The following is a 19,250-nucleotide window of genomic DNA, read 5'->3' as shown; positions in this document are numbered from 1 at the left end:
AAATCTATCTTCATGGAAACGGCCTACCTGCAAAGCTTTCTTCTGGTGGTGGAGTCGGGCTCGATGTCCGAGGCCGCGCGCCGGCTCGACCTGACGCCCGGCGCGGTGGCGCAGCAGATCCGCGCGCTGGAGCGCGAGCTCAACGCGCCGCTGCTCGCGCGCGCCGGCCGCACGGTGCAGCCCACCGAGGCCGGGCACCGGCTGGTGCAGCGAGCCCGCACGCTGCTGCGCGAGGTGAGCGACATCAAGGCGCTGGTCGGCAGCGAGGCGGCCGGGGGCGAGCTGCTCGTCGGCACCATCAACACGGCCATCCACAGCCTGCTGCCGGACATCCTCGCGCGCTTCGTGAAGACGCATCCGGGCGTCAAGGTGTTTCTGCAGTCGGGCACCACCGCCACGCTCTACAAGGCGATGCAGCAGGGCGAGCTCGACGCGGCCGTATGCCTATATCCGCCGTTCGCGCTCGCCAAGACTTTCGACTGGGCCCTGCTGCGCGAGGAGCCGCTGGTGCTGCTCGCGCCCAGCCGCCTCGCGCGGCGCGATCCGCACGAGCTGCTGCGCACATCGCCGCTCATCCGCTACGACCGCAACCTCGGCGGCGGCAAGCAGGCCGACCGCTACCTGCGTGCGGCGGGCATCGTGCCGCAGGAGCGCTTCGAACTCAGCTCGCTGCTGGCGATAGCGATGATGGTGGACCGCGGCCTCGGCGTGGCGGTCGTGCCCGACATCGCCTCGCCGCTGCTCGACGGGCAGCGCATCGTGAAGATCCCGCTGCCGCTGCCTTCGGAGACGCGGCGCTTCGGCATCCTGTGGATGCGGTCTTCGCCCCGGCTGAGGCTGATCCACGGCTTCGTCGAAAGCGCGGGGCTTGTCACTGCCGCGAAGGGCAATGGCAACGGCAGCGGCTCCCGCAAGCCGGCCGCGCGCTAGGCCGGCTCCATGCCGTGCCGGCGCTTGGCGTCCCCGGTGGCCGGCGAGGCGAGGTAGGCGAGCAGCCCGTCCACGGCATCCGGCCTGGAGGCATTCGCCACCGGTGCGGCACTGAAGACGGTCGTGATCTGTATCTCCGGCGGCAGAGGCCCCAGCAGTTCGATGCCTTCGACGCCGATCAGCTCGCTGAACTGCTGGAAGCCCAGCGAGGCCTCCCCGCGCGCGACCAGCGAGCCCACCGGAACGCCGGGAGCGGCCTGCACCAGCCGTTCCCTGATCGCGTCGGCGATGCCCCATCGCTCGAACAGCGCGATCAACGCAACGCCGCTGGGCCCGGTCGAGTACGCGATGCGGGCCGCGTCCAGCACGGCACGGCGCACCGCTTCCCCGGTGGAGATGTCGACCCGCGCCGCTCCGGCGGCGACCGCCACCGCAACGCCCGAGCGCACCACGTCGACCTTGCGCGACGCATCCACCTTGCCCGCGGCCGCCAGCTTGTCGATGGCATCCGATGCCAGGACCACCACGTCGAAGGGCTCTCCCGCCGACACGCGCCGCGCGGCATCCACGCCGCCCACCGCTTCGAAAGCGAGCGGCACGCCGCTCGCGCCCGTGTACGCAGTGGCGAGTTCCGCCAGAAGGCCCTTGGTGGCCATGGAGCTGATGCCCCTGATCGAACCGGCCATGCTCACTTGCGCCCGATGAGCCGGTCCGCGTAGGCCTGCCAGTTGCTCGATGCGTCGAGCCCTTCGAACAGCCCGTCGCGCGCCTGCGCGGCAACCCAGTCCTGCTTGGCGGCGATGGCCGACGTCATCAGCGGCTCGAAGCCGGCTTCGCGAACGGTCTGCGCCGCCTCGCGCATTTCCTCGGCGCGGCGCTTGCCGTGCTGCACGACGCGGCTGAAGAAGTAGGCGCCTTGCTTTTCCCAGTCGATCTGCGGAAAGGTCTCCTTCAGCGTCGGCAGCACGTGCTCCTCGACTCCGTAGCGCCTTGCGGTGGCGTAGCTCTCGATGACCAGCGCCTCCAGCCCCTTGATCATGATGCTGCGGCTCATCTTGATCGCCGAGGCGATGCCGAGCCGGTCGCTCACCACGCGCACGTCCATGCCCCAGCCGGCCAGCGTGGCGGCGAGCGCGTCGGCCTGCGCGCCGCCCAGCAGCATCGGCACGCGAATGCCGTAGGGCGGCACCGAGGTCATGACGCCGGCCTCGACGTAGGCGACGCCCGCGGCCTCCAGCGCGGCGGCCGCGCTCTGCTTGGTGCCGGGCGATGCCGAGTTGAGGTCGAGAAAGCGGCTGCCGCTGCGCCCGTGGCGCGCGGCCTCCTCAGCCACGGCGAGCGTGCTGGATGCGGTGACGGCCGAGACGAGCAGGCCGGCGTGGCTGCACAGTTCCTGCATGCCGCCTGCAACCTTCATCCCGTCGCCTTCGGCCGCGGCGCGCGCCGCAGCGCCGGTGGCGGGATCGGCGAAGCGCTTGTCCCAGACCCAGACGGCGTCCACGCCGTCTTTCTCGCGCAGGCCGCGTCCGAAGATGCCGCCCACCTCGCCGTAGCCGATGAGGCCCAGTGTGATTCCCATGATCGTGCGTGTCCTTCCTTCAGAAGATGGCTTTCTCGCCGGGCTTCAGCGCCAGCACGCGCGTGCCGGTGCTGCCCAGTGCGCGGATGTACTCGTCCGGCGTGCCCTTGCCGAGCGGGTTGGCGCCATAGTGCATCGGTATCACCGCGGGCGGGCGCAGCCATTCGCGCGTGGCGTAGGCCGCGTCGGCCGGGCCCATCGTGAAGTGGCCGCCGATGGGCATCAGCACGAGGTCGGGCCTGTAGTAGTCGGCGATGAACTTCATGTCGGCGAACAGGCCCGTGTCGCCCATGTGGTAGATGCGGAAGCCGTTCTCCAGCTCGATGATGTAGCCCACCGGCTCGCCGCCGGGGTGCACCTCGTCCTTGCCGGTGGCCGGGTTCTTCCACACGATGATCGACGAGTGCTCGGCGTGCACGGCCGTCACCTTGATGCCCGGCACCGGGGTGATGGTGCCGCTCTTGTTGAAGCGCGGCGCCAGGGCGGGCGGCAGGATGCCGAGCACGCTCACCGTCTGGTTCATGTCGCCGGGCGCGTACATCGGCACCTGGTTGAGCTGCGCGAGCGCCGGCGCGTCGGCGAAGTGGTCGAGGTGGCCGTGCGTGACCAGCAGCACGTCGACCTTGCCCAAGGCTTCGAGGTTCTTGTACTCGGCGGGCGTCAGCGGGTTCTGCTTGAGCCACGGGTCGGTCACGATCACCTTGCCGCCCGGCGTGGTGATGCGGAACGCGGACTGGCCGAGCCAGAGCACTTCGGTCTTGCCGCCGCCCCTGGCCTGCGGCGATTGCGGCGATTGAGGTGCTTGCGCGCAGGCGGCGAGCAGCATCGCGGTGACGATGGCGAGAAGCAGACGGGCGAGGAGCTTCATGTTCGTGGTGTTCCTGCGTGATGTCAGTCGACGGTGATGCGGGCGGTCTTGATCACGCGGTTCCAGCGCTTCATCTCGCTCGCGATCAGCTCGCCGAAGGCCTGCGGCGTGGTGGGCGTGGGCTCGGCACCCTCGGCCGCGAGCCGCGCGTGAACCTCCGCCGCATTGAGCGACTGGTTGATCTGCCTGTTCAGCATGGCGACGATGTCCGCTGGCGTTCCGGCCGGAGCGACCACGCCGTACCACTGGTCGGCCTCGAAGTCCTTGGTGCCGGGCACGCCGCTTTCAGCCACCGTCGGCACGTCGGGCAGCAGCGCGATGCGTTTCGGGCTAGACACAGCCAGCGCGCGCAGCTTGCCGGCCTTGATGTGCGGCAGCAGCGCGGGCGCGCCGGTGAAGAGCAGCTGCAGTTGGCCCGCCAGAAGGTCGGTGACGGCCGGTGCCGTGCCCCTGTAGGGCACGTGCATGAACGAGGCCCCCGTCTGCAGCTTCAGGTATTCGGTGGCGATGTGCGCCGCGCTGCCGTTGCCGCCCGAGCCGAAGGCCAGCTGCCCCGGACGCGTCTTCGCCAGCGCGACCAGCTCGGCCAGCGAACGCGCCGGCACCGAGGCGTGCACCACCAGCACGTTGGGCACGCGCGCCACCCAGGCCACCGGCGCGAAGCTGCGCACCGGGTCGTAGTCGAGCTTCGGGTACAGCGAAGGGTTGATCGCCAGCGTGCCGATGTGCCCCATCAGCAGCGTGTAGCCGTCCGCGGGCGACTTCGCCACCTTGTCCGCGCCGATGGAACCGCCCGCGCCGGGCAGGTTGTCGACCACCACCGGCTGGTGCCATGCACGGCCCAGCTCGATGCCGATGGCTCGCCCGAGCACGTCGGTGGACCCGCCGGGCGTGAAGGGAATGACCATGCGGATCGGCTTGGAGGGATAGGCCTGCTGCGCCATGGCGACGCGGCTTGCCGGAAGCAGGGCCGTGGCCGCGACGAGGGCCTGGCGACGGGTGATGCCTGTGGTCATGGCCTTCGTCCTCAATCGGGCTTGATGCCGGCTTCTCGGATCAGCTTGCCGTAGCGCGCCACGTCGGCCTTGAGCAGCCTGTCGAACTGCGCCGTCGGCCCCGGCAGCGGAACGCCGCCCGCCGCCGCGAGCTGGTTGCGCACCTCGGGCGAGTCGATGGCCTTCTGCACCGCGTCGTGCAGCTTCTCGACCACCGGCTTCGGCAGCCCGGCCGGCCCGACGAAGCCGTACCAGACGCTGGCCTCGAAGCCCGGGTAGCCCGACTCCGCGACGGTCGGCACGCCCGGCAGCACGGCCGAGCGCTCGGCGCTCATCACCGCCAGCACGCGCAGCTTGCCGGACTTGGCCAGCGGCAGCGCCTCGAGCGCGTTGACCGCCACCACTTCGACGTGGCCGCCGAGCACGTCGGTGAGCGCCTGCGCGCCGCCCTTGTAAGGAACGTGCCGCAGCTGCAGGCCGGCGGTGTGCTGGAACAGCTCCATCGCGAGATGCGGCGTGGAGCCGTTGCCGGGCGTGGCGACCGTCACGCCGCCTGGCTTGGCCTTGGCCGCCGCGACCAGCTCCTGCAGCGTCCTGATCGGCGATTCCTCGCGCACCGTGAACACCACCGGCACGCGGCCGACCGAGGCGATGGGCGTCAGCTCGCGTTCCAGGTCGTAGGGCGCGGGCTGGAACAGCGAGGGGTTCACCGCCAGCGCATTGGCGGCCAGCAGCAGCGTGTAGCCGTCGGGCGGGCTGGTGATGACCGACTTGATCGCGATGTTCGTGCCGGCACCCGGCTTGTTCTCGACCACCATCGGCTGGCCGAGGATGGCCGACATGCGCTGGCCCACCGAGCGGGCGATGGCATCGACCGCGCCACCGGCGCTGTAGCCCACCAGGATCTTCAGGGGCTTCGAGGGAAAGGCATCGGCTGCGCCGGCCGTGCCGAACTGGCCGAACGCGACCAGTGCGGCCATGCCCAGCGCAAGGCGCCGGGAAAGCAGGGTTCTCGTCATCTTATTTGTCTCCGAATCGAATGCAGGGAAGGGGGCTCAGCGCGGCTGCGGTGCCGCGGCGTTGTCCCAGGCTTGCGGCGCGGCATCCTTGCCGGCCACCGAATACAGCGCGCCGGGCGCGTTGCGGGTCTGCTGGAAGTCCTCCAGCGACTGGCCGCGCATCGCCGCGTAGATGTGCAGGTTCGACACGCCCACCACCGCGCCCAGCTTCTCCAGCATGAAGAAGATCACGCCGTACTGGATCAGCGCGCGCCAGTCGCGGTGGCGCACCATGTCGCGCTCCTTGTCCGTCAGGCCGGCGGCCTCGAAGGCTGCTTCCTCGTCGGCAAGGAATGCTTCGCGATGGGCGGGGCGCGTCATGCCGTGCAGGAACTTGTTGAGGCGATAGGCGCGCACGCTGGTCTCCAGCGTGAACGGGTAGGTGCCCTGCAGTCTTTCGACGCCGGCCAGCTCCTGGGCCACGCGCTGGCGGTGGCGCTCTACCTCGCCAGCGATGGGCGGGCTCGCCAGGTTCTCGTAGATGGCGGTGGCAATGCCTGTCATCGAGGGCAGGTAGTAGCTCTGGTGCGTCTTGCGCACGTTCGACGACAGCGCGCCGCGCATCACCAGCCACATGATGACTTCGGCGCCTTCCATGCCGCCCAGCGTCGCCAGCTCGGCCTGCGTCATCTCGGTCAGGCGCACCGGGTCGTTCTCGATGAGTTCGAGAAACTGCGCGTCCCATGCCGTGTTGTTGAAGCCCGCGCGCTCGCCGTGCACCTGGTGCGAGAGGCCGCCCGTGGCGACGATGGCCACCTTGATGTCGTCCGGATAGCTCTCGATCGCGCGCCGCAGCGCCTGCCCGAGCCGGTAGCAGCGCCGCGCCGAGGGCACCGGCGACTGCAGCACGCCGACCTGCAGCGGAATCACCGGAATCGGCCATGCCGGCTTGTGCGGGCACAGCAGCGACATCGGCGAGAACACGCCGTGGTCGAGCGCGCGGTCCTGGAAGAAGGACATGTCGAACTCGTCGGCCACCAGCGAGCGGCCGATGTGCCGCGCCAGCGCCGGATGGCCGGCCAGCGGCGGCAGGTCGCGCGCGCCGCCGCCCTCGTCGGCCACCTCGTGCCGCTCGCCCACGCCCAGCGAGAAGGCCGAGTAGTGGTCGAAGAAGAAGGAGCTGACGTGGTCGTTGTAGATGAAGAAGAGCGCGTCGGGCTTCTTCTCGGCCAGCCACTGCCGCACCGGCGCGAAGGCCTCGAAGATGGGGGCCCACACCGGGTCGTCCTGCTTGTTCTTGTCGAAGGCGAAGCCGATGGTGGGGGTGTGCGAGCAGGCGACGGCGCCGATGATCTGGGCCATGTTGGGGTTACTCCTGCGCCCTGTGCGGCGCGATGATGGGAGAAAGTGCGAAGAAAGGAGCCGGCATGCGGGTTCAGCCCCGCGCCAGTTCGGGCTTGCCGGCGGAGTCGTCGTCGGCTTCGGCGGCCCGGGCGCCGAGCACCGCGCCCGCCGCCAGCAGCGCAGGCAGGGCAAGCAGCGAGACGATGGCGCCGAAGCCCCAGCCCATGGTGAGCAGCACGCCGCCGAACATCGAGCCGACGATGCTGCCGAAGCGGCCCATGCCCAGCATCCAGCTCACGCCGGTGGCGCGCGCCATGGTGGGGTAGCAGCCGGGCGCGAAGGCATTGAGGCCCGTCTGCGCGCCGCTCATGAAGAAGCCGGCCAGCGCCACGAGCAGCGCGAGCGATGCCGACAGCGCGCCCGCCGAGCCGAGGCAGAGGATGCAGACCGCGCCGGCCGCATAGGCCGCGGCGATGACGCGTGTCGGCGCGACGCGGTCCATCGTCCAGCCGACGAGGATGGCGCCGACCGTTCCACCGATCTGGAACATCGCGGTCACGGTCGCGGCGGTCTCGATGGGCAGGCCCGCGTCCTTGATGAGCGTGGGCAGCCAGCCGGTCAGCAGGTAGATGACGAGCAGGCCCATGAAGTAGGTGGCCCACAGCGCCAGCGTCATCAGCCCGTAGCCGCGCGAGAAGAGCACGCCGATGGGCTTCTTCGCCGCGACCGGTGGCTCCGTCGCGATGAAGGTTGTGCCGGCCGGAAACACGGTGCGGCAGATGCGGCCCAGCACGGCGGCGATGCGCTCGGCCGGCTGCCGGCGCACGACCATGAAGCGGGCCGACTCGGGCAGCAGCGCCAGCAGCAGGGGCACGAGCACCAGCGGCAGCGCGCCGCCCATCACCAGCACCGAGCGCCAGCCGAAGTGCGGAATGAGCCACGCGGCCGCGAAGCCCACCACGCCCGAGCCCAGGTTGAAACCGGTGAACATCACCGCGATCAGCAGCGAGCGGGAACGCTGCGGCACGTATTCCGACAGCAGCGTGGTGGTGTTGGGCATCGCCGCGCCCAGGCCCAGGCCGGTGAGGAAGCGCAGCGCGGCCATCTGCGTCAGGTCCTGCGCGAACGCGGTGGCGACCGTGAACACGCCGAACAGGAACACCGAAGCCGTCAGCACCGTCTTGCGGCCCAGCCGGTCCGATGCGGGGCCGGCCACGAGCGCGCCGAAAACCAGCCCGATGGGCGCGGCGCTCATCACGAGGCCGAAGGCCGCGCGCGACACGCCCCATTCCTGCAGGATGGAGGGCGCGAGGAAGCCCATGATCGCGACGTCCATGCCGTCGGCCGCGACCACGAGGAAGCAAAGCACCAGCAGCAGCCACTGCATGGCGCTCATGGGGCGTTCGTCGATGAAGGCCTTGACGTCGATACGGGCCGGGTTGTTCATTGCTGTTGTCTCTCGTTGTTCTGAACAGGCGGTCCCGGTCTAGTCCACGTAGCGCAGGCCGGCCTTGGCCAGCGGCTCGCGCATGCCGTACATGTCCAGCCCCAGCTCGCCGGCCGCGAAGCGGGCGCGCTTGCCGGCTTCGTTGGCTTCGCGCGCCTCGGCGGCATCGGCCACGCGCGCCGCGAGCTGCGCGGGCACGACCACCACGCCGTCGATGTCCGCCACCACCACGTCGCCCGGCTGCACCAGCGCTCCGGCGCAGACCACCGGCACGTTGACCGAGCCCAGCGTGGCCTTGATCGTTCCCTTGGAGTGGATGGCGCGGCTGAACACCGGGAAGTCCATGGCGATGAGGTCGCGCACGTCGCGCACGCCTCCGTCGATCACAAGGCCCTTGCAGCCGCGCGCCTTGAACGACGTGGCGAGCAGGTCGCCGAAGAAGCCGTCGGTGCTGTCGGCGGTGCAGGCGGCAACCACCACGTCGCCGGGCTGGATCTGCTCCGCGGCCACGTGCAGCATCCAGTTGTCGCCGGGCTGCAGCAGCACGGTGACGGCGGTGCCGCACATGCGCGCCTCGGGGTGGATGGGGCGGATGCGCGGTGCCATCAGGCCGAGGCGGCCCAGCGCCTCGTGCACGGTGGAGACGCCGAAGCGCGAGAGCTTTTCGACGGCGGCGGCATCCGCGCGCACCACGTTGCGGTGCACTACGCCGAGTTCCTGGGGGAGGGGAGTGGCAGACATGTTCTTTCAGAGTCCTCGTTGCTTGAGTGCGCGGTCCAGCCGCGGATACACGCGGCGCGCGTTGCCTTCGTAGATCTGGTGGCGCGCCTTGTCGTCGAGCATCGGCGTGGCGTCGATGTAGCGGCGCGTGTCGTCGTAGTTGAAGCCGGTCTCGGGGTCGATGCCGCGCACCGCGCCGATCATTTCGCTGGCGAAGAGCACGTTGTCGACCGGGATCACGCGCGTGAGCAGGTCGATGCCCGGCTGGTGGTACACGCAGGTGTCGAAGAAGATGTTGTTGAGCAGGTGGTCCTTCAGCAGCGGCTTCTTCATCTCCTGCGCCAGGCCCCGGAAGCGGCCCCAGTGGTAGGGCACCGCGCCGCCGCCGTGCGGGATGACGAAGCGCAGCGTCGGGAAGTCCTTGAACAGGTCCGAGGTGAGGCACTGCATGAAGGCCGTGGTGTCTGCGTTCAGGTAGTGCGCGCCGGTGGTGTGGAAACAGGCGTTGCAGCTCGTGCTCACGTGCACCATGGCGGGAATGTCGAGCTCCACCATCTTTTCGTAGATCGGATACCAGTGCCGGTCCGACAGCGGCGGGCTGGTCCAGTGGCCGCCCGATGGGTCGGGGTTGAGGTTGATGCCCACGAAGCCGTATTCGTTCACGCAGCGCTCGAGCTCGGGAATGCAGCTGGCCGGATCGACGCCGGGCGACTGCGGCAGCATGGCCGCGCCGATGAAGTGATCGGGAAAGAGCTGGCTCACGCGGTGGCACAGCTCGTTGCAGATGGCGGCCCAGGTCGACGACACCTCGAAGTCGCCGATGTGGTGCGCCATGAAGCTCGCGCGCGGGCTGAAGATGGTGAGGTCGCTGCCGCGCTCCTTCATCAGCCGCAGCTGATTGGTCTCGATGGATTCGCGCAGCTCGTCGTCGCTGATCTTCAGCTCCGACACTTTTGGCCTGGCCGACGGGTCCTGGATGGCGGCGATCTGCCGGTTGCGCCAGGCCTCCAGGGACTTGGGCGCGGTGGTGTAGTGGCCGTGACAGTCGATGATCATGCGCGGCGCTCCGGGTGGTGTGCAGGGGATGCTTCAAGCATGGGAGAAGTCTGCGCCGCGGCGGCCCCGCGTGGCGTGAGTTAGCGTTGCGCTGCCATCATTCTTTTTTATCGAATAGGGTTTACCCTTGGTGCTGGAAATGCATGATCGAGAGTGAGGAAGCAGCCGTGAGCCGGAAACCAGCACATCACAAAGTTATCGATCGCACCGACAGCGTGGCGCTGGGCATCAACCTGCGCCACCTGCGCGCGTTCTCGGCCGTGGCCTCGGCCGGAAGCATCGCGGCGGCGGCCGAGGCGCTGTTCCGCGTGGCGTCCGCGGTGACGCGTTCGATCCTCGATCTGGAGGCCGTGCTCGGCAGGCCCCTGTTCGACCGGCGCTCGCGCGGCGTGGCGCTCAATGCATATGGCGAGCTGGTGCTGGTGCGCGCGCTTCGCATCGAACGCGAATTCGAGGAGGCGCGCACCCAACTGGCGGCGCGCGGCGGCGTGGCCGGCATCGGCGGCGGTGCCGACGTGCATTCGCTCTTCGCCTCGATCCTGAACGGCCGGCGCCTTGCCGTGGTCGCGAGCCTCGCGGAAAAGCGCAACATGCCGGCCGTCGCGCGCGAGTTCGGCATCACGCAGCCGGCCATCAGCAGCGCGCTGAAAGACCTGGAGAGCGGACTCGGCGTGACGCTCTTCAACCGCAATGCGCGCGGGCTCACGGCCACGCCGGCGGGCGAGATCGTGGCCTTCTACTTCAGGCGCGTGCTGTCGGAGCTGCGGCACATCGGCCCCGACATCGCGGCCAGCGAAGGCACGCTGCAGGGCAGCGTGAACGTGGGGGCGCTGCCGCTGGGGCGCACGCAGATCCTGCCGCTGGCGATCGCCTCGCTGCTCGCGCGGCACCCGGGCCTGCACATCGCCACGGTCGAGAGCCCGTACGACGCGCTGGCGGCGTCGCTGCGCAGCGGCGACATCGATTTCATCCTCGGCGCGCTGCGCACCGCGGGCGAGGCGAAGGACCTGCAGCAGGAGCCGCTCTTCGAAGACCGCATCTCGGTGATCGCGCGCGCCGGCCATCCGCTCGCGCGCGCCAAGCGCATCGACTTCAGGATGCTGCGCGAGGCGAGGTGGACGCTGTCGCGCCCCGGCTCGCCTTCGCGCGAACTGCTCGAGCGCTTCTTCTCCGACGCACGCCAGGCACCGCCGTTGCCCGCAGTCGAAACGGGCGACCTCGCGGTGCTGCGCGGCCTGCTGCTGGAGAGCGACATGCTCACAGCGATCTCGGCGCACCAGCTGCGCTACGAGATCCGCGACGGCAGCCTCGTGGTGCTCGACTTTCCGCTGGAGGAGACCCGGCGCGAGATCGGCCTGACCCAGCGGCTGGGCGCCTTTCCTTCGCCGGGCGCGCGCGCGCTGATGGACGAGATCCGCAAGGTGGTGGCCGGGTCGCCCGATTTCCGGGAGCCGGGAAGGCGGAAGTGAAAGCGCGCGGCGACGGCGTCGAAGCCCCGGCATGCTCCGAAGGCGAGGGCGCCGGTGACAGCCAGCATCGCCGCCATGTGCACGCCGGCCGCCGCGACGGCCAGCATCAGCGAACCCGACGCAGTGATCTCGCGGGCCGCCGGGGCGTCGCTCATGCACAGGGGGATCAGCGCGGGCACCAGCATCAGCCCGGCTCCGTGCGCGGTGGACATGATGAAGGACCAGAGCGCCAGTCCGGCGTGGCCTGAAGGCACTCGCGCGCGGCTCGTCGTGCCGTGCCGGAGGTGATGCGCGACGACGGCCGCGAGCAGCCCGCCCGCCAGCACCTGCAGCACCGTGCGATCCATCGAGGGGACGAGCACGACCACGGCCGCCACGAGAGCAACGGATGCCGCATGGCCGACCGCGATCGGCACGAGGGCCCGCAACACCCGCGACCGGTCGCGCGAGCGGAGGCCCCATGCGGCCGCGAAGGCCCAGCCGGTGGCGGGATTCAGCCCGTGCAGGGCGCCGACTCCCGCGACCGCCAGCCACGGCCAGAGGCTTGCCATGATGTCGTCGCCTCCATGCGTCGTGGCTGCTGTCCGCGCTTCAGGCCCGCTTTTCGCAGCAGCACGCGCCGATGGCGGGTGCCTGCGCCTGCGACTCGTAGCGGTCGTGGTGGCGCACCCATTCCATCTTGTAGGGCACCTCGCGCTCGTCGCGGCCCTTGGGCATGAGGTCCATCAGGTTGTACGCGCCCATCATCACTTCCACGCCGCGGCCGAAGGTCGAGTAGGTGTGGAACACCTCGCCGGCGTCGTTCCTGCAGAAGGCGCTGAGGCCCGGTGCTTCCCCGTGGGGGAAGGGCTGCAGGCCGTAGTTGTAGTAGACCTCGCCGGCGGCGAGCTCCCCGGGGCCGAAGCTGACGTGGAAGTCGCCGTTGAAGTCGCTCTCGTTCGACGACACCCACCTGAACTGCCAGCCCATGCGTTCGCGGAAGCGCTCGATCTCCGCCAGCGGCGCGCGCGAGACGGCCACCAGCGTGATGTCGCGATGCGCCAGGTGCACGTTCATGCCGTCGGTGTGGTCGGCCATGAAGGAACAGCTCTGGCAGCCCTGTTCCCAGCCCGGGCCGAGCATGAAGTGCTGCACCAGCAACTGGCTGCGCCCTTCGAAGAGATCGGCGAGAGTGCGCTTGCCGTCGGGCGTGTCGAAGACGTAGTTCTTTCGCACGCGTTCCCACGGCAGCGCGCGGCGCTCCCGTGCGATCTGGTCGCGCAGCTGCGTCAGTTCCTTCTCGCGCGCCAGGAATGCCTTGCGTTCGGCGAGCCATTGCTCGCTGGAGACGACGCGATGGTTCGTCGGCCCGGATGTCTGGTTCGTGATGGTGACGGTGTTCATGGTGTCTCCTGGATCAATGCTGGCGGCCGGTGGTGGGGCGGCGCACGGCGCGGACCTTGCCGCTCGCGCCGCCACCTGCGTAGAAGAGATCGGCGCCGTCGGACTCGAGCCCGCTCACGCCGGCGCCGCGCGGCATTTCGAGCCGCTCCAGCACGGCGCCGGTCTTCGGGTCGATGCGGCGGATGTCGCTTTCCTCCGCCTCCCAGGTGCCGTGCCAGAGTTCGCCGTCGACCCAGGTCACGCCGGTGACGAAACGGTTCGACTCGATGGTGCGCACCACCGCGCCGGTCTCGGGGTCGACCTGGTGGATCTTGCGGTCGCGGTACTGCCCGACCCACAGGCTGCCCTCGGCCCACGTGAGGCCCGAGTCGTAGCCGTTGCCCGGCGCCGGGATAGACGCCAGCACCTTGCCGGTGGCGGGGTCGATCTTGTCGATGCGCGACTCCGCGATCTGGTAGATGTGCTTGCCGTCGAAAGCGGTGCCCGCGTCGCACGGCACGTCGAGTGTCTGGCTGGTCTCGCCGCTGGCCGGATCGAATGCCACCAGCTTCGCGCCGGTGGCGGCCCAGACGCGCCGGCCGTCGTGCGTCACGCCGTGTACCTGCGTGGCGCTGCCGAAGGGACCGTATTCGCGCACGATCTCGGCCGCGTGCACCGCGGGCCGGGACTTGTTCCTGCTGTTCTCGCTGCTCATCGTTGGCTCCTTGTGAAACGCCTCGGATCGGCGCCTGGAGACAACTCTATTCAATCGGCAGTGCGGCGGGGAGTAACAAGATCGTCGTGAATCCCGCCAGCGGCGGCGACAGCCACTTCTGCGCGCGTGCCTTGCCGATGGAGCGCACGCGGTGCTCCGCCTCCAGCTCGACCAGCGCGCGCTGCACCGTGCGCTGGCTGGCCCCCAGCGCCAGCGCAAGGGCCGAGGTGGACCAGGCCGCGCCGTCGGACAGCAGCGCCACCAGCGAAGCCTGGTCGCCGTCGATGGGCGGCGCGAGCACGGCGACGCCGCGCCCGTCGAGTGGCCTGAGCACGAAGCCGCGCGGCGTGGCCTCGATGCCGGCCAGCCCGGCGACGAGCGCGCGCAGCCGGCCGATCTCGACGCGCAGGCGCGCGCGATGCGTCTCGTCGGGGCGGCGCGTGCGGAATGCGCTTTCGATCAAGGCCTCGCGATCCACGTCGCCGGGCCATGCCTGCGCGAGCGAGCGCGCCAGGGAGAACAGCACCGGCCGCCGGGCGAGAGGGCGCCATGCATCGCCGGCGCCCAGGCCGCGGCGGCATGCGTCGACCACCAGCGTGTCGGAGGCGAGGAGGGCTGCGACCTCGTCCAGGCGCAGAGGCTGTTCGCCGGCCGCGTCGATCCGGCGGGCGGCGGGGCGCTCGAATGCCGCCAGTGCCTCGTTCACCTCGGCGAGCAGGGCGGGCACGCGGGCGCGCGTCGCGGCCTCGTGTGCGCGCGAAAGCGCGGCGCGTGCGGGAGCGATGCGCAGCGAGCGAAGCGCCAGCTCGGCCGCGGCCAGCTCGGTGACTGCGGCCAGCGACGGGGGCAGGCCGCGCGCATCTAGGTGCGCGAGCGCGGCTTCCGCCTCTGCGAGGCGGCCGAGCAGCAGCAGCCGGCGCGCCGCGATCAGCCGGGCCTGCAGTGCGTTGGCATGGTCCTCGTGGGCCTCCAGCGCGGATGCGGCCGCCGACAGCGAACGCGGCGAGCCGCCCAGGTCGCGCATCGCCAGGGCCACCTCGGCCTCCGCGACGATGCAGCGGGCGCGCGAATGCTCTTCATGCGCGCCGAAGCCGCGCGCGGCGCGCCGCAGCAGCTCGCGCGCACGCGGATGCTCGCCGAGCTGCGCCATCGCGATGCCGCGCAGGGCCAGCGCCGGCGGGTCGTCGCGCAGCGCGACCCGCTTGAGGGCACCGAGTGCATCGCCCGCGGCCAGGGCGCGGGCGGAGGCGGCGATGAGGGAATCCATGGCGACAGGTTACCTTGGCGCCGTGCCTCCCTTGCGGCGGAGGCGGCCGGGGCCTAGGCGCCGGCTCTGCCTTCGGGCAGCTTCGCGATCACCTTGATCTCGAACTGGAAGCCGTAGAGCCATGTCACGCCGATGCCGGTCAGCGTGGGGTGCGGCGGGCCGCCCCAGTGTTCCGACACCACTTTCCAGATGGTCTCGAACTTCGATTCGGGGTCGACGATGAAGACGGTGGCGTCGATCACGTCGTCGAAGGTGCAGCCCGCGGCCGACAGGATCGCATCGAGGTTCTGGAATGCGAGGCGAACCTGGGCCTCGAGGTCGGGCTCGGGCGAGCCGTCGGGGCGGCTGCCGACCTGCCCCGAGACGAACAGGAAGCCGTTGGACCGGATGGCCGGCGAATAGCGGTTCTTTTCATAAAGGGCCTGGCGCCCGGCGGGAAAGACGACGTCGCGTGGAGTCATGGATGGGATGCTTTCTTCATTGCTTCTCGGAGCGGATCAGGGCGGTCCGCTGTTGCGATGAAGGGACTTTAGGCAGCCGCGAGGCCCGGATAAACGAGCAAGGCCAACAATCACTGTTTGCACTGGCCAAACAATCGGGAGCAGACATGGACCGTTTCGATGCGATGCAGGCCTTCGCGCGCGTGGTGGAGGCGGGGAGCTTCACCAAGGCGGCGCAGACGCTGCACATGAGCAAGACCAGCGTGACGCAACTGGTGCAGCAGCTGGAGGCCAGGCTGCGCGTGAAGCTGCTCAACCGCACCACGCGCAAGGTCAACGTCACGGCCGACGGGGCCGCCTACTACGAGCGGGTGGTGCGCCTGCTGGCCGACATGGACGATGCCGAGACCAGCCTGTCCGCCGCGACTTCGTCGCCGAGGGGGCGGCTGCGGGTGGACGTGCCGAGCCCGCTGGCCCGCATGATCCTGGTGCCGGCACTGCCCGCGTTCCACGAGCGCCATCCCGACATCCAGCTCGACATGGGCGTGAGCGACCGCGTGGTGGACCTGATCGGCGAGAACGTCGATTGCGTGGTGCGCGGCGGCGAGCTCACGGACCAGTCGCTGATCGCGCGCCACGTGGGCGACCTGCAGCTCGGGGTGCATGCGGCACCGGACTACCTCGCGCGGGCTGGCGTGCCCTCGCACCCGAAGGAGCTGGAGGACACGCATCACCGCGTCGTGGGGTTCCTGTGGTCGCGCACCGGCAGGAGCCTGCCGTACGCCATGCATCGCGACGGGGAGAGCGTGGTCGTGCACGGGCGCCACGTGCTCTCGGTGGACGACGGCAACGCCTACCTGGCGGCGGGCCTGGCCGGGCTCGGGGTTCTCTGGCTGCCCGACTACATGTCCCGCGCGCACGTTGCGAGCGGCGAACTCGTGCCACTGTTCGAGGACTGGCGGCTCGATCCGATGCCGCTTTACATCGCATTCCCGCCGAACCGGCACGTCAGCGCCAAGCTGCGCGTGTTCATCGACTGGGTTGCCGCATTGATGGCGCAGCATGCTCCGGTTGCCACCCGGCCGCCTGTTTCGGCTTCGGCCACGCGCCCGAGCAGTAGAGCGCCCACGCGATGAAGACGGGCTGGAACAGCGGGCGGATCCAGAAGTACCAGGCGCCGAACTCCAGGCCCTGCACCGTCTGCCCCCTGAGCGCGACGTTGATGTTCGCGGCGACCACGCAGACCAGCATCACCGAGAGCCAGATGCCCGCTTGCTTCCGCAGGTTCGGCAGGCCGAGGCGCTCGTAGACCGAAACGGGAACCAGCAGCCCCAGCCCTCCGGCAAGCTCGGCCACGCCGGTCAGGTAGACCCAGGCCAGGGCATGCTGGGCGAGGGCGTCGGGGATCATCGGGGCATAGCGCGTCGATGCGCTCACGAAGTGGTCGACGCCGGTGAACAGGAAGCCGAGGCCCATGCCCCAGCGCATCGCCCCGCGCAGGTCGAGAGGGCGCTTCAGCAGGCGGGAAACCGCCCAGGCAACCGCGCCGAATGAACAGATGAAGAGGAGAAAGCTCATGATGCACGCTCGGTGTTTACAATGGAAACATTATCGGATTTCATTGTTTCCACTGTCAACATCAGGGCTTCGAGCATGAGCACGTCATATCACCACGGCGACCTGAAGGCCGTTCTTCTCGCATATGCCCGCGAGCAGATGGAGCGCGACAGCCTTGACGGCCTGTCGATGCGCGAGATGGCCAAGGCCGTCGGGGTCTCGCACACGGCGGCCTACCGCCACTTCCAGGACAAGCGTGCGCTGATGGAAGCCGTCGCGCTGCAGGGCTTCGAGGAAATGCTGACCGGCTGCGAATCGGCGATAGCGGCGGTTCTTCCCGCCGAATCGCGTTCGAGGCTCAAGGCTTGCGGCCGTGCCTATGTCGGATTCGGGTTGAAGTCGCCCCGGCTGCTGGTCCACATGTTCGGCGCGGTCTCGCAGTCGCAATCGAACGAAAGCCTCGTGCAGGCCGGGGCCCGGCTCTTCGATCTGCTGCTCGGGCTGGTCGGCGCGGGCCAGGCGGACGGCACCTTCCGCCAGGGCGACGCGAGGCAGCTTTCGCACACCTGCTGGGCCATGGTGCACGGCCTTTCGACCTTGCTCGGCGTCGGCGTGCTGCGCGCACCCACGGCCGAGCTGGAGGCCCTGCATCTCAGCGCGGAGCAAGCCCTGGACGTGCTGCTCGACGGAATGGCGGCAACGGCCGCGCCGCGCTGAGGGCATCGGGCGCGCGCTGTGCGCGTCCTGCACAACACTTGTCGCCGCTCAAGCCTAGGCCCTGGGCGGGGCCGTTCCTAGACTTTCCCCCATCACTTTCGATGGACTTCAAGGAACAGCAAACATGTCTATGTCACCAGGACTTTCCCGCCGCGGACTCATGAGCGCACTGGCCCTGCCTTGCGCCGCGGGCATCGTCGGCGTTTCGCCGGCCGCGGCCGCGGCAGCATCGACGCCGGCGCCCACGCCCACCATTCGCGCGATGTCGGGCGCGCAGCCGAGGCGGCAGTTGAGCGGCAAGGCTACGGCCCTGCTCGTGATCGATTTCCAGAACGAGTACTTCACGGGCCGCATGCCCATCGCCGACGGACCGCGCGCGGCGGCCCAGACACGGCGCCTGCTGGCCTGGGCGGACGAGCACGCCATTCCCGTGTTCCAGATCCAGCACGTGGCCCCGGCCGGCGCCGCGGTCTTCGCCAGCGACGGCGACACCGTCAGGTTCCATGCGGACATGCAGCCGCGGCCGCGCGACAAGGTCGTGCAGAAGGGCACCGTGAGCGTCTTCGCGGGCACCGACATCGCGCAGCAGCTGCGATCGGCCGGCGTCCGCACGCTGGTGATCGCCGGCCTCATGACCCATGCGTGCGTGGCCGGCGCCGCCCGCGACGGTGCCGCGCAGGGCTTCGAGGTGGTGGTGTCGTCCGATGCCACCGCCACCCGTGCGATCCGCCGCGAGAACGGCGACACCGTGCCGCACGGCAACCTCCACCATGCGGCGCTGGCCGAGATCGAGGACACCTTCGGCGACGTGCTGACCACCGCGCAGATCCTGGCGCTGCCGCTTGCCTGAAAATACGCGGCTTCCCCGGAAGCACGCGAAGGAGGGCGGCGAATGGATCAACTGAAGGCGATGCGCGCCTTTCAACGCATTGCGCAGGCGAAGAGCCTGTCGGCCGCGGCCGAGTCGCTGGGCACCACGCACTCCAGCCTCTCGCGCCAGCTGCAGGCGCTGGAGAAATCGCTGGGCGCGCAGTTGGTGCGCCGCGATACGCGCGGTATCACGCTGACCGAGGCAGGGCAGCGCTACCACGCCGCGTGCACGGACATCCTCTCGCGGCTCGATGCGGCCCAGGCGGATGTCGCGGCCGACGGCAAGGCGCCCTCGGGAACGCTGAAGGTCAGCATGCCGCTGGCGATCGCCACGCTCGACCTGCCGCAGTGGCTGCCGGCGTTCCAGTCGCGCCACGCCGGCATCCGGCTGGAGGTGGTCTGCACCGACCGCTTCACGAAGCTGGTGGCCGAGGGCATCGACGTTGCACTGCGCATCAGCGCCGGGCTCGAGGACGCCTCGATGATGGCGCGGACGCTGGCGGTCTCAGACATGGTGCTGGTCGCGGCGCCGCGCTACCTCGTCGAGCACGGCATGCCCGCGACGCCCGAGGACCTGGCGGCGCACCAGTGCCTGCTGCACAACGGGCCGGAAAGCCCGTCGCACTGGACGCTGCACATGCCCGACGGCCGGCAGCAGGCGTTCAGGCCCGATGCGCGCTTCGCATGCGACACGATCACCGCGCTGTACTCGGCCGCGAAGTGCGGGCTGGGCATTGCCGCGCTGACGTGGCACACGGTCCGCGCCGACCTGCAGTCGGGCGCGCTGGTCCGTGTGCTGCCGAGCGTCACGCTCGGGCAGCGCACCTACGCGGCGCTCTATCCGCGCACGCGGCACGTGCAGCCGGCGGTGCGCGCCTTCATCGATTTCGTGGCGGGCCACTACCGGTAGCGCGCG

The 19,250-nt window shown here is 69.9% G+C and carries 20 protein-coding genes and 1 pseudogene; 6 read left to right on the top strand and 15 right to left on the bottom strand.

From position 1 onward, the window contains the following. Window positions 1–12: 12 nt before the first annotated feature. A complete protein-coding gene (locus BMY35_RS18590; protein ID WP_093202059.1) occupies window positions 13–930 on the top strand; it encodes a LysR family transcriptional regulator in 918 nt (305 codons plus the stop codon). Here the strand turns inward: BMY35_RS18590 and BMY35_RS18585 are convergent. The 9 genes from BMY35_RS18585 to BMY35_RS18545 all read right to left on the bottom strand — a co-directional run bounded on the left by BMY35_RS18585 (window position 927) and on the right by BMY35_RS18545 (window position 9,937). Continuing rightward, on the bottom strand, window positions 927–1,616 hold the full coding sequence (locus BMY35_RS18585; protein ID WP_177213661.1) for a substrate-binding domain-containing protein: 690 nt from the start codon (window positions 1,614–1,616) through the stop codon (window positions 927–929). The genes BMY35_RS18590 and BMY35_RS18585 overlap by 4 nt on opposite strands. Window positions 1,617–1,618: 2 nt before the next feature. After that, on the bottom strand, window positions 1,619–2,509 hold the full coding sequence (locus tag BMY35_RS18580; protein WP_093202057.1) for a DUF1932 domain-containing protein: 891 nt from the start codon (window positions 2,507–2,509) through the stop codon (window positions 1,619–1,621). 19 nt (window positions 2,510–2,528) lie between these two features. Continuing rightward, complete coding sequence (locus BMY35_RS18575) at window positions 2,529–3,377, bottom strand: metal-dependent hydrolase (RefSeq protein WP_093202054.1); 849 nt, start codon at window positions 3,375–3,377, stop codon at window positions 2,529–2,531. Between the two features lie 23 nt (window positions 3,378–3,400). Continuing rightward, window positions 3,401–4,393, bottom strand: coding sequence for a Bug family tripartite tricarboxylate transporter substrate binding protein (locus BMY35_RS18570; RefSeq protein WP_093202053.1), 993 nt, complete (start codon window positions 4,391–4,393; stop codon window positions 3,401–3,403). Window positions 4,394–4,404: 11 nt separating this feature from the next. Beyond that, on the bottom strand, window positions 4,405–5,391 hold the full coding sequence (locus BMY35_RS18565; RefSeq protein WP_093202050.1) for a Bug family tripartite tricarboxylate transporter substrate binding protein: 987 nt from the start codon (window positions 5,389–5,391) through the stop codon (window positions 4,405–4,407). Window positions 5,392–5,427: 36 nt separating this feature from the next. Next, window positions 5,428–6,732: a gallate dioxygenase gene (locus BMY35_RS18560; RefSeq protein ID WP_093202048.1), complete on the bottom strand. Its 1,305-nt coding sequence runs from the start codon at window positions 6,730–6,732 to the stop codon at window positions 5,428–5,430. Window positions 6,733–6,805: 73 nt separating this feature from the next. Then, the gene (locus BMY35_RS18555; protein WP_093202045.1) at window positions 6,806–8,161 is read right to left on the bottom strand and encodes an MFS transporter; all 1,356 of its coding nucleotides are present in this window, start codon (window positions 8,159–8,161) and stop codon (window positions 6,806–6,808) included. 39 nt (window positions 8,162–8,200) lie between these two features. Further along, a complete protein-coding gene (gene ligK, locus BMY35_RS18550) occupies window positions 8,201–8,902 on the bottom strand; it encodes a 4-carboxy-4-hydroxy-2-oxoadipate aldolase/oxaloacetate decarboxylase (protein WP_093202042.1) in 702 nt (233 codons plus the stop codon). Window positions 8,903–8,908: 6 nt separating this feature from the next. After that, complete coding sequence (locus BMY35_RS18545; protein WP_093202040.1) at window positions 8,909–9,937, bottom strand: amidohydrolase family protein; 1,029 nt, start codon at window positions 9,935–9,937, stop codon at window positions 8,909–8,911. A gap of 167 nt (window positions 9,938–10,104) precedes the next feature. Between BMY35_RS18545 and BMY35_RS18540 the strand changes: the two genes are divergently transcribed. Next, complete coding sequence (locus BMY35_RS18540; RefSeq protein WP_256228776.1) at window positions 10,105–11,406, top strand: LysR family transcriptional regulator; 1,302 nt, start codon at window positions 10,105–10,107, stop codon at window positions 11,404–11,406. 8 nt (window positions 11,407–11,414) lie between these two features. Here the strand turns inward: BMY35_RS18540 and BMY35_RS18535 are convergent. From BMY35_RS18535 to BMY35_RS18515, 5 genes and pseudogenes are all read right to left on the bottom strand, one after another. Further along, window positions 11,415–11,957 (bottom strand): annotated as a pseudogene (locus BMY35_RS18535) (hypothetical protein); the annotation flags it as partial. Window positions 11,958–11,997: 40 nt separating this feature from the next. Continuing rightward, on the bottom strand, window positions 11,998–12,789 hold the full coding sequence (locus BMY35_RS18530) for a DUF899 domain-containing protein (protein ID WP_093202035.1): 792 nt from the start codon (window positions 12,787–12,789) through the stop codon (window positions 11,998–12,000). A gap of 13 nt (window positions 12,790–12,802) precedes the next feature. Next, window positions 12,803–13,483, bottom strand: coding sequence for a Vgb family protein (locus tag BMY35_RS18525; RefSeq protein WP_093202032.1), 681 nt, complete (start codon window positions 13,481–13,483; stop codon window positions 12,803–12,805). A gap of 46 nt (window positions 13,484–13,529) precedes the next feature. After that, window positions 13,530–14,750, bottom strand: coding sequence for a helix-turn-helix domain-containing protein (locus tag BMY35_RS18520; protein WP_093202030.1), 1,221 nt, complete (start codon window positions 14,748–14,750; stop codon window positions 13,530–13,532). Between the two features lie 53 nt (window positions 14,751–14,803). Next, window positions 14,804–15,211, bottom strand: coding sequence for a RidA family protein (locus tag BMY35_RS18515; protein WP_093202028.1), 408 nt, complete (start codon window positions 15,209–15,211; stop codon window positions 14,804–14,806). A gap of 146 nt (window positions 15,212–15,357) precedes the next feature. Here BMY35_RS18515 and BMY35_RS18510 point away from each other — a divergent pair, with 146 nt between their 5' ends. Then, a complete protein-coding gene (locus tag BMY35_RS18510) occupies window positions 15,358–16,326 on the top strand; it encodes a LysR family transcriptional regulator (RefSeq protein ID WP_093202025.1) in 969 nt (322 codons plus the stop codon). Here BMY35_RS18510 and BMY35_RS18505 read toward each other — a convergent pair. Beyond that, window positions 16,220–16,768, bottom strand: coding sequence for a DoxX family protein (locus BMY35_RS18505; RefSeq protein WP_093202023.1), 549 nt, complete (start codon window positions 16,766–16,768; stop codon window positions 16,220–16,222). The two genes, BMY35_RS18510 and BMY35_RS18505, sit on opposite strands and share 107 nt — an antisense overlap. A 75-nt stretch (window positions 16,769–16,843) precedes the next feature. Between BMY35_RS18505 and BMY35_RS18500 the strand changes: the two genes are divergently transcribed. From BMY35_RS18500 to BMY35_RS18490, 3 genes are all read left to right on the top strand, one after another. Further along, window positions 16,844–17,464: a TetR/AcrR family transcriptional regulator gene (locus tag BMY35_RS18500; protein WP_177213660.1), complete on the top strand. Its 621-nt coding sequence runs from the start codon at window positions 16,844–16,846 to the stop codon at window positions 17,462–17,464. A 160-nt stretch (window positions 17,465–17,624) separates the two neighbouring features. Beyond that, on the top strand, window positions 17,625–18,314 hold the full coding sequence (locus BMY35_RS18495; RefSeq protein WP_093202018.1) for a cysteine hydrolase family protein: 690 nt from the start codon (window positions 17,625–17,627) through the stop codon (window positions 18,312–18,314). Window positions 18,315–18,356: 42 nt separating this feature from the next. Next, on the top strand, window positions 18,357–19,244 hold the full coding sequence (locus tag BMY35_RS18490; RefSeq protein ID WP_093202015.1) for a LysR family transcriptional regulator: 888 nt from the start codon (window positions 18,357–18,359) through the stop codon (window positions 19,242–19,244). Window positions 19,245–19,250: the final 6 nt, after the last annotated feature.

The sequence above is a fragment of the Variovorax sp. YR750 genome (genome assembly GCF_900109805.1).
Classification (GTDB): Bacteria; Pseudomonadota; Gammaproteobacteria; order Burkholderiales; family Burkholderiaceae_C; genus Variovorax; species Variovorax gossypii.
Note: the sequence above shows the minus strand (reverse complement) of the source record. Positions and strands in the feature narration are given on the sequence as shown.

Excerpts from the sequence above, each read along its gene's own strand:
- BMY35_RS18585 (WP_177213661.1), bottom strand. The coding sequence starts at position 1,616 with ATGGCCGGTTCGATCAGGGGCATCAGCTCCATGGCCACCAAGGGCCTT.
- BMY35_RS18490 (WP_093202015.1), top strand. The coding sequence starts at position 18,357 with ATGGATCAACTGAAGGCGATGCGCGCCTTTCAACGCATTGCGCAGGCG.
- BMY35_RS18530 (WP_093202035.1), bottom strand. The coding sequence starts at position 12,789 with ATGAACACCGTCACCATCACGAACCAGACATCCGGGCCGACGAACCAT.
- BMY35_RS18500 (WP_177213660.1), top strand. The coding sequence starts at position 16,844 with ATGAGCACGTCATATCACCACGGCGACCTGAAGGCCGTTCTTCTCGCA.
- BMY35_RS18565 (WP_093202050.1), bottom strand. The coding sequence starts at position 5,391 with ATGACGAGAACCCTGCTTTCCCGGCGCCTTGCGCTGGGCATGGCCGCA.
- BMY35_RS18575 (WP_093202054.1), bottom strand. The coding sequence starts at position 3,377 with ATGAAGCTCCTCGCCCGTCTGCTTCTCGCCATCGTCACCGCGATGCTG.
- BMY35_RS18495 (WP_093202018.1), top strand. The coding sequence starts at position 17,625 with ATGAGCGCACTGGCCCTGCCTTGCGCCGCGGGCATCGTCGGCGTTTCG.
- BMY35_RS18515 (WP_093202028.1), bottom strand. The coding sequence starts at position 15,211 with ATGACTCCACGCGACGTCGTCTTTCCCGCCGGGCGCCAGGCCCTTTAT.
- BMY35_RS18520 (WP_093202030.1), bottom strand. The coding sequence starts at position 14,750 with ATGGATTCCCTCATCGCCGCCTCCGCCCGCGCCCTGGCCGCGGGCGAT.
- BMY35_RS18570 (WP_093202053.1), bottom strand. The coding sequence starts at position 4,393 with ATGACCACAGGCATCACCCGTCGCCAGGCCCTCGTCGCGGCCACGGCC.
- BMY35_RS18590 (WP_093202059.1), top strand. The coding sequence starts at position 13 with ATGGAAACGGCCTACCTGCAAAGCTTTCTTCTGGTGGTGGAGTCGGGC.
- BMY35_RS18525 (WP_093202032.1), bottom strand. The coding sequence starts at position 13,483 with ATGAGCAGCGAGAACAGCAGGAACAAGTCCCGGCCCGCGGTGCACGCG.
- BMY35_RS18505 (WP_093202023.1), bottom strand. The coding sequence starts at position 16,768 with ATGAGCTTTCTCCTCTTCATCTGTTCATTCGGCGCGGTTGCCTGGGCG.
- BMY35_RS18580 (WP_093202057.1), bottom strand. The coding sequence starts at position 2,509 with ATGGGAATCACACTGGGCCTCATCGGCTACGGCGAGGTGGGCGGCATC.
- BMY35_RS18510 (WP_093202025.1), top strand. The coding sequence starts at position 15,358 with ATGGACCGTTTCGATGCGATGCAGGCCTTCGCGCGCGTGGTGGAGGCG.
- BMY35_RS18560 (WP_093202048.1), bottom strand. The coding sequence starts at position 6,732 with ATGGCCCAGATCATCGGCGCCGTCGCCTGCTCGCACACCCCCACCATC.
- BMY35_RS18555 (WP_093202045.1), bottom strand. The coding sequence starts at position 8,161 with ATGAACAACCCGGCCCGTATCGACGTCAAGGCCTTCATCGACGAACGC.
- BMY35_RS18545 (WP_093202040.1), bottom strand. The coding sequence starts at position 9,937 with ATGATCATCGACTGTCACGGCCACTACACCACCGCGCCCAAGTCCCTG.
- ligK (WP_093202042.1), bottom strand. The coding sequence starts at position 8,902 with ATGTCTGCCACTCCCCTCCCCCAGGAACTCGGCGTAGTGCACCGCAAC.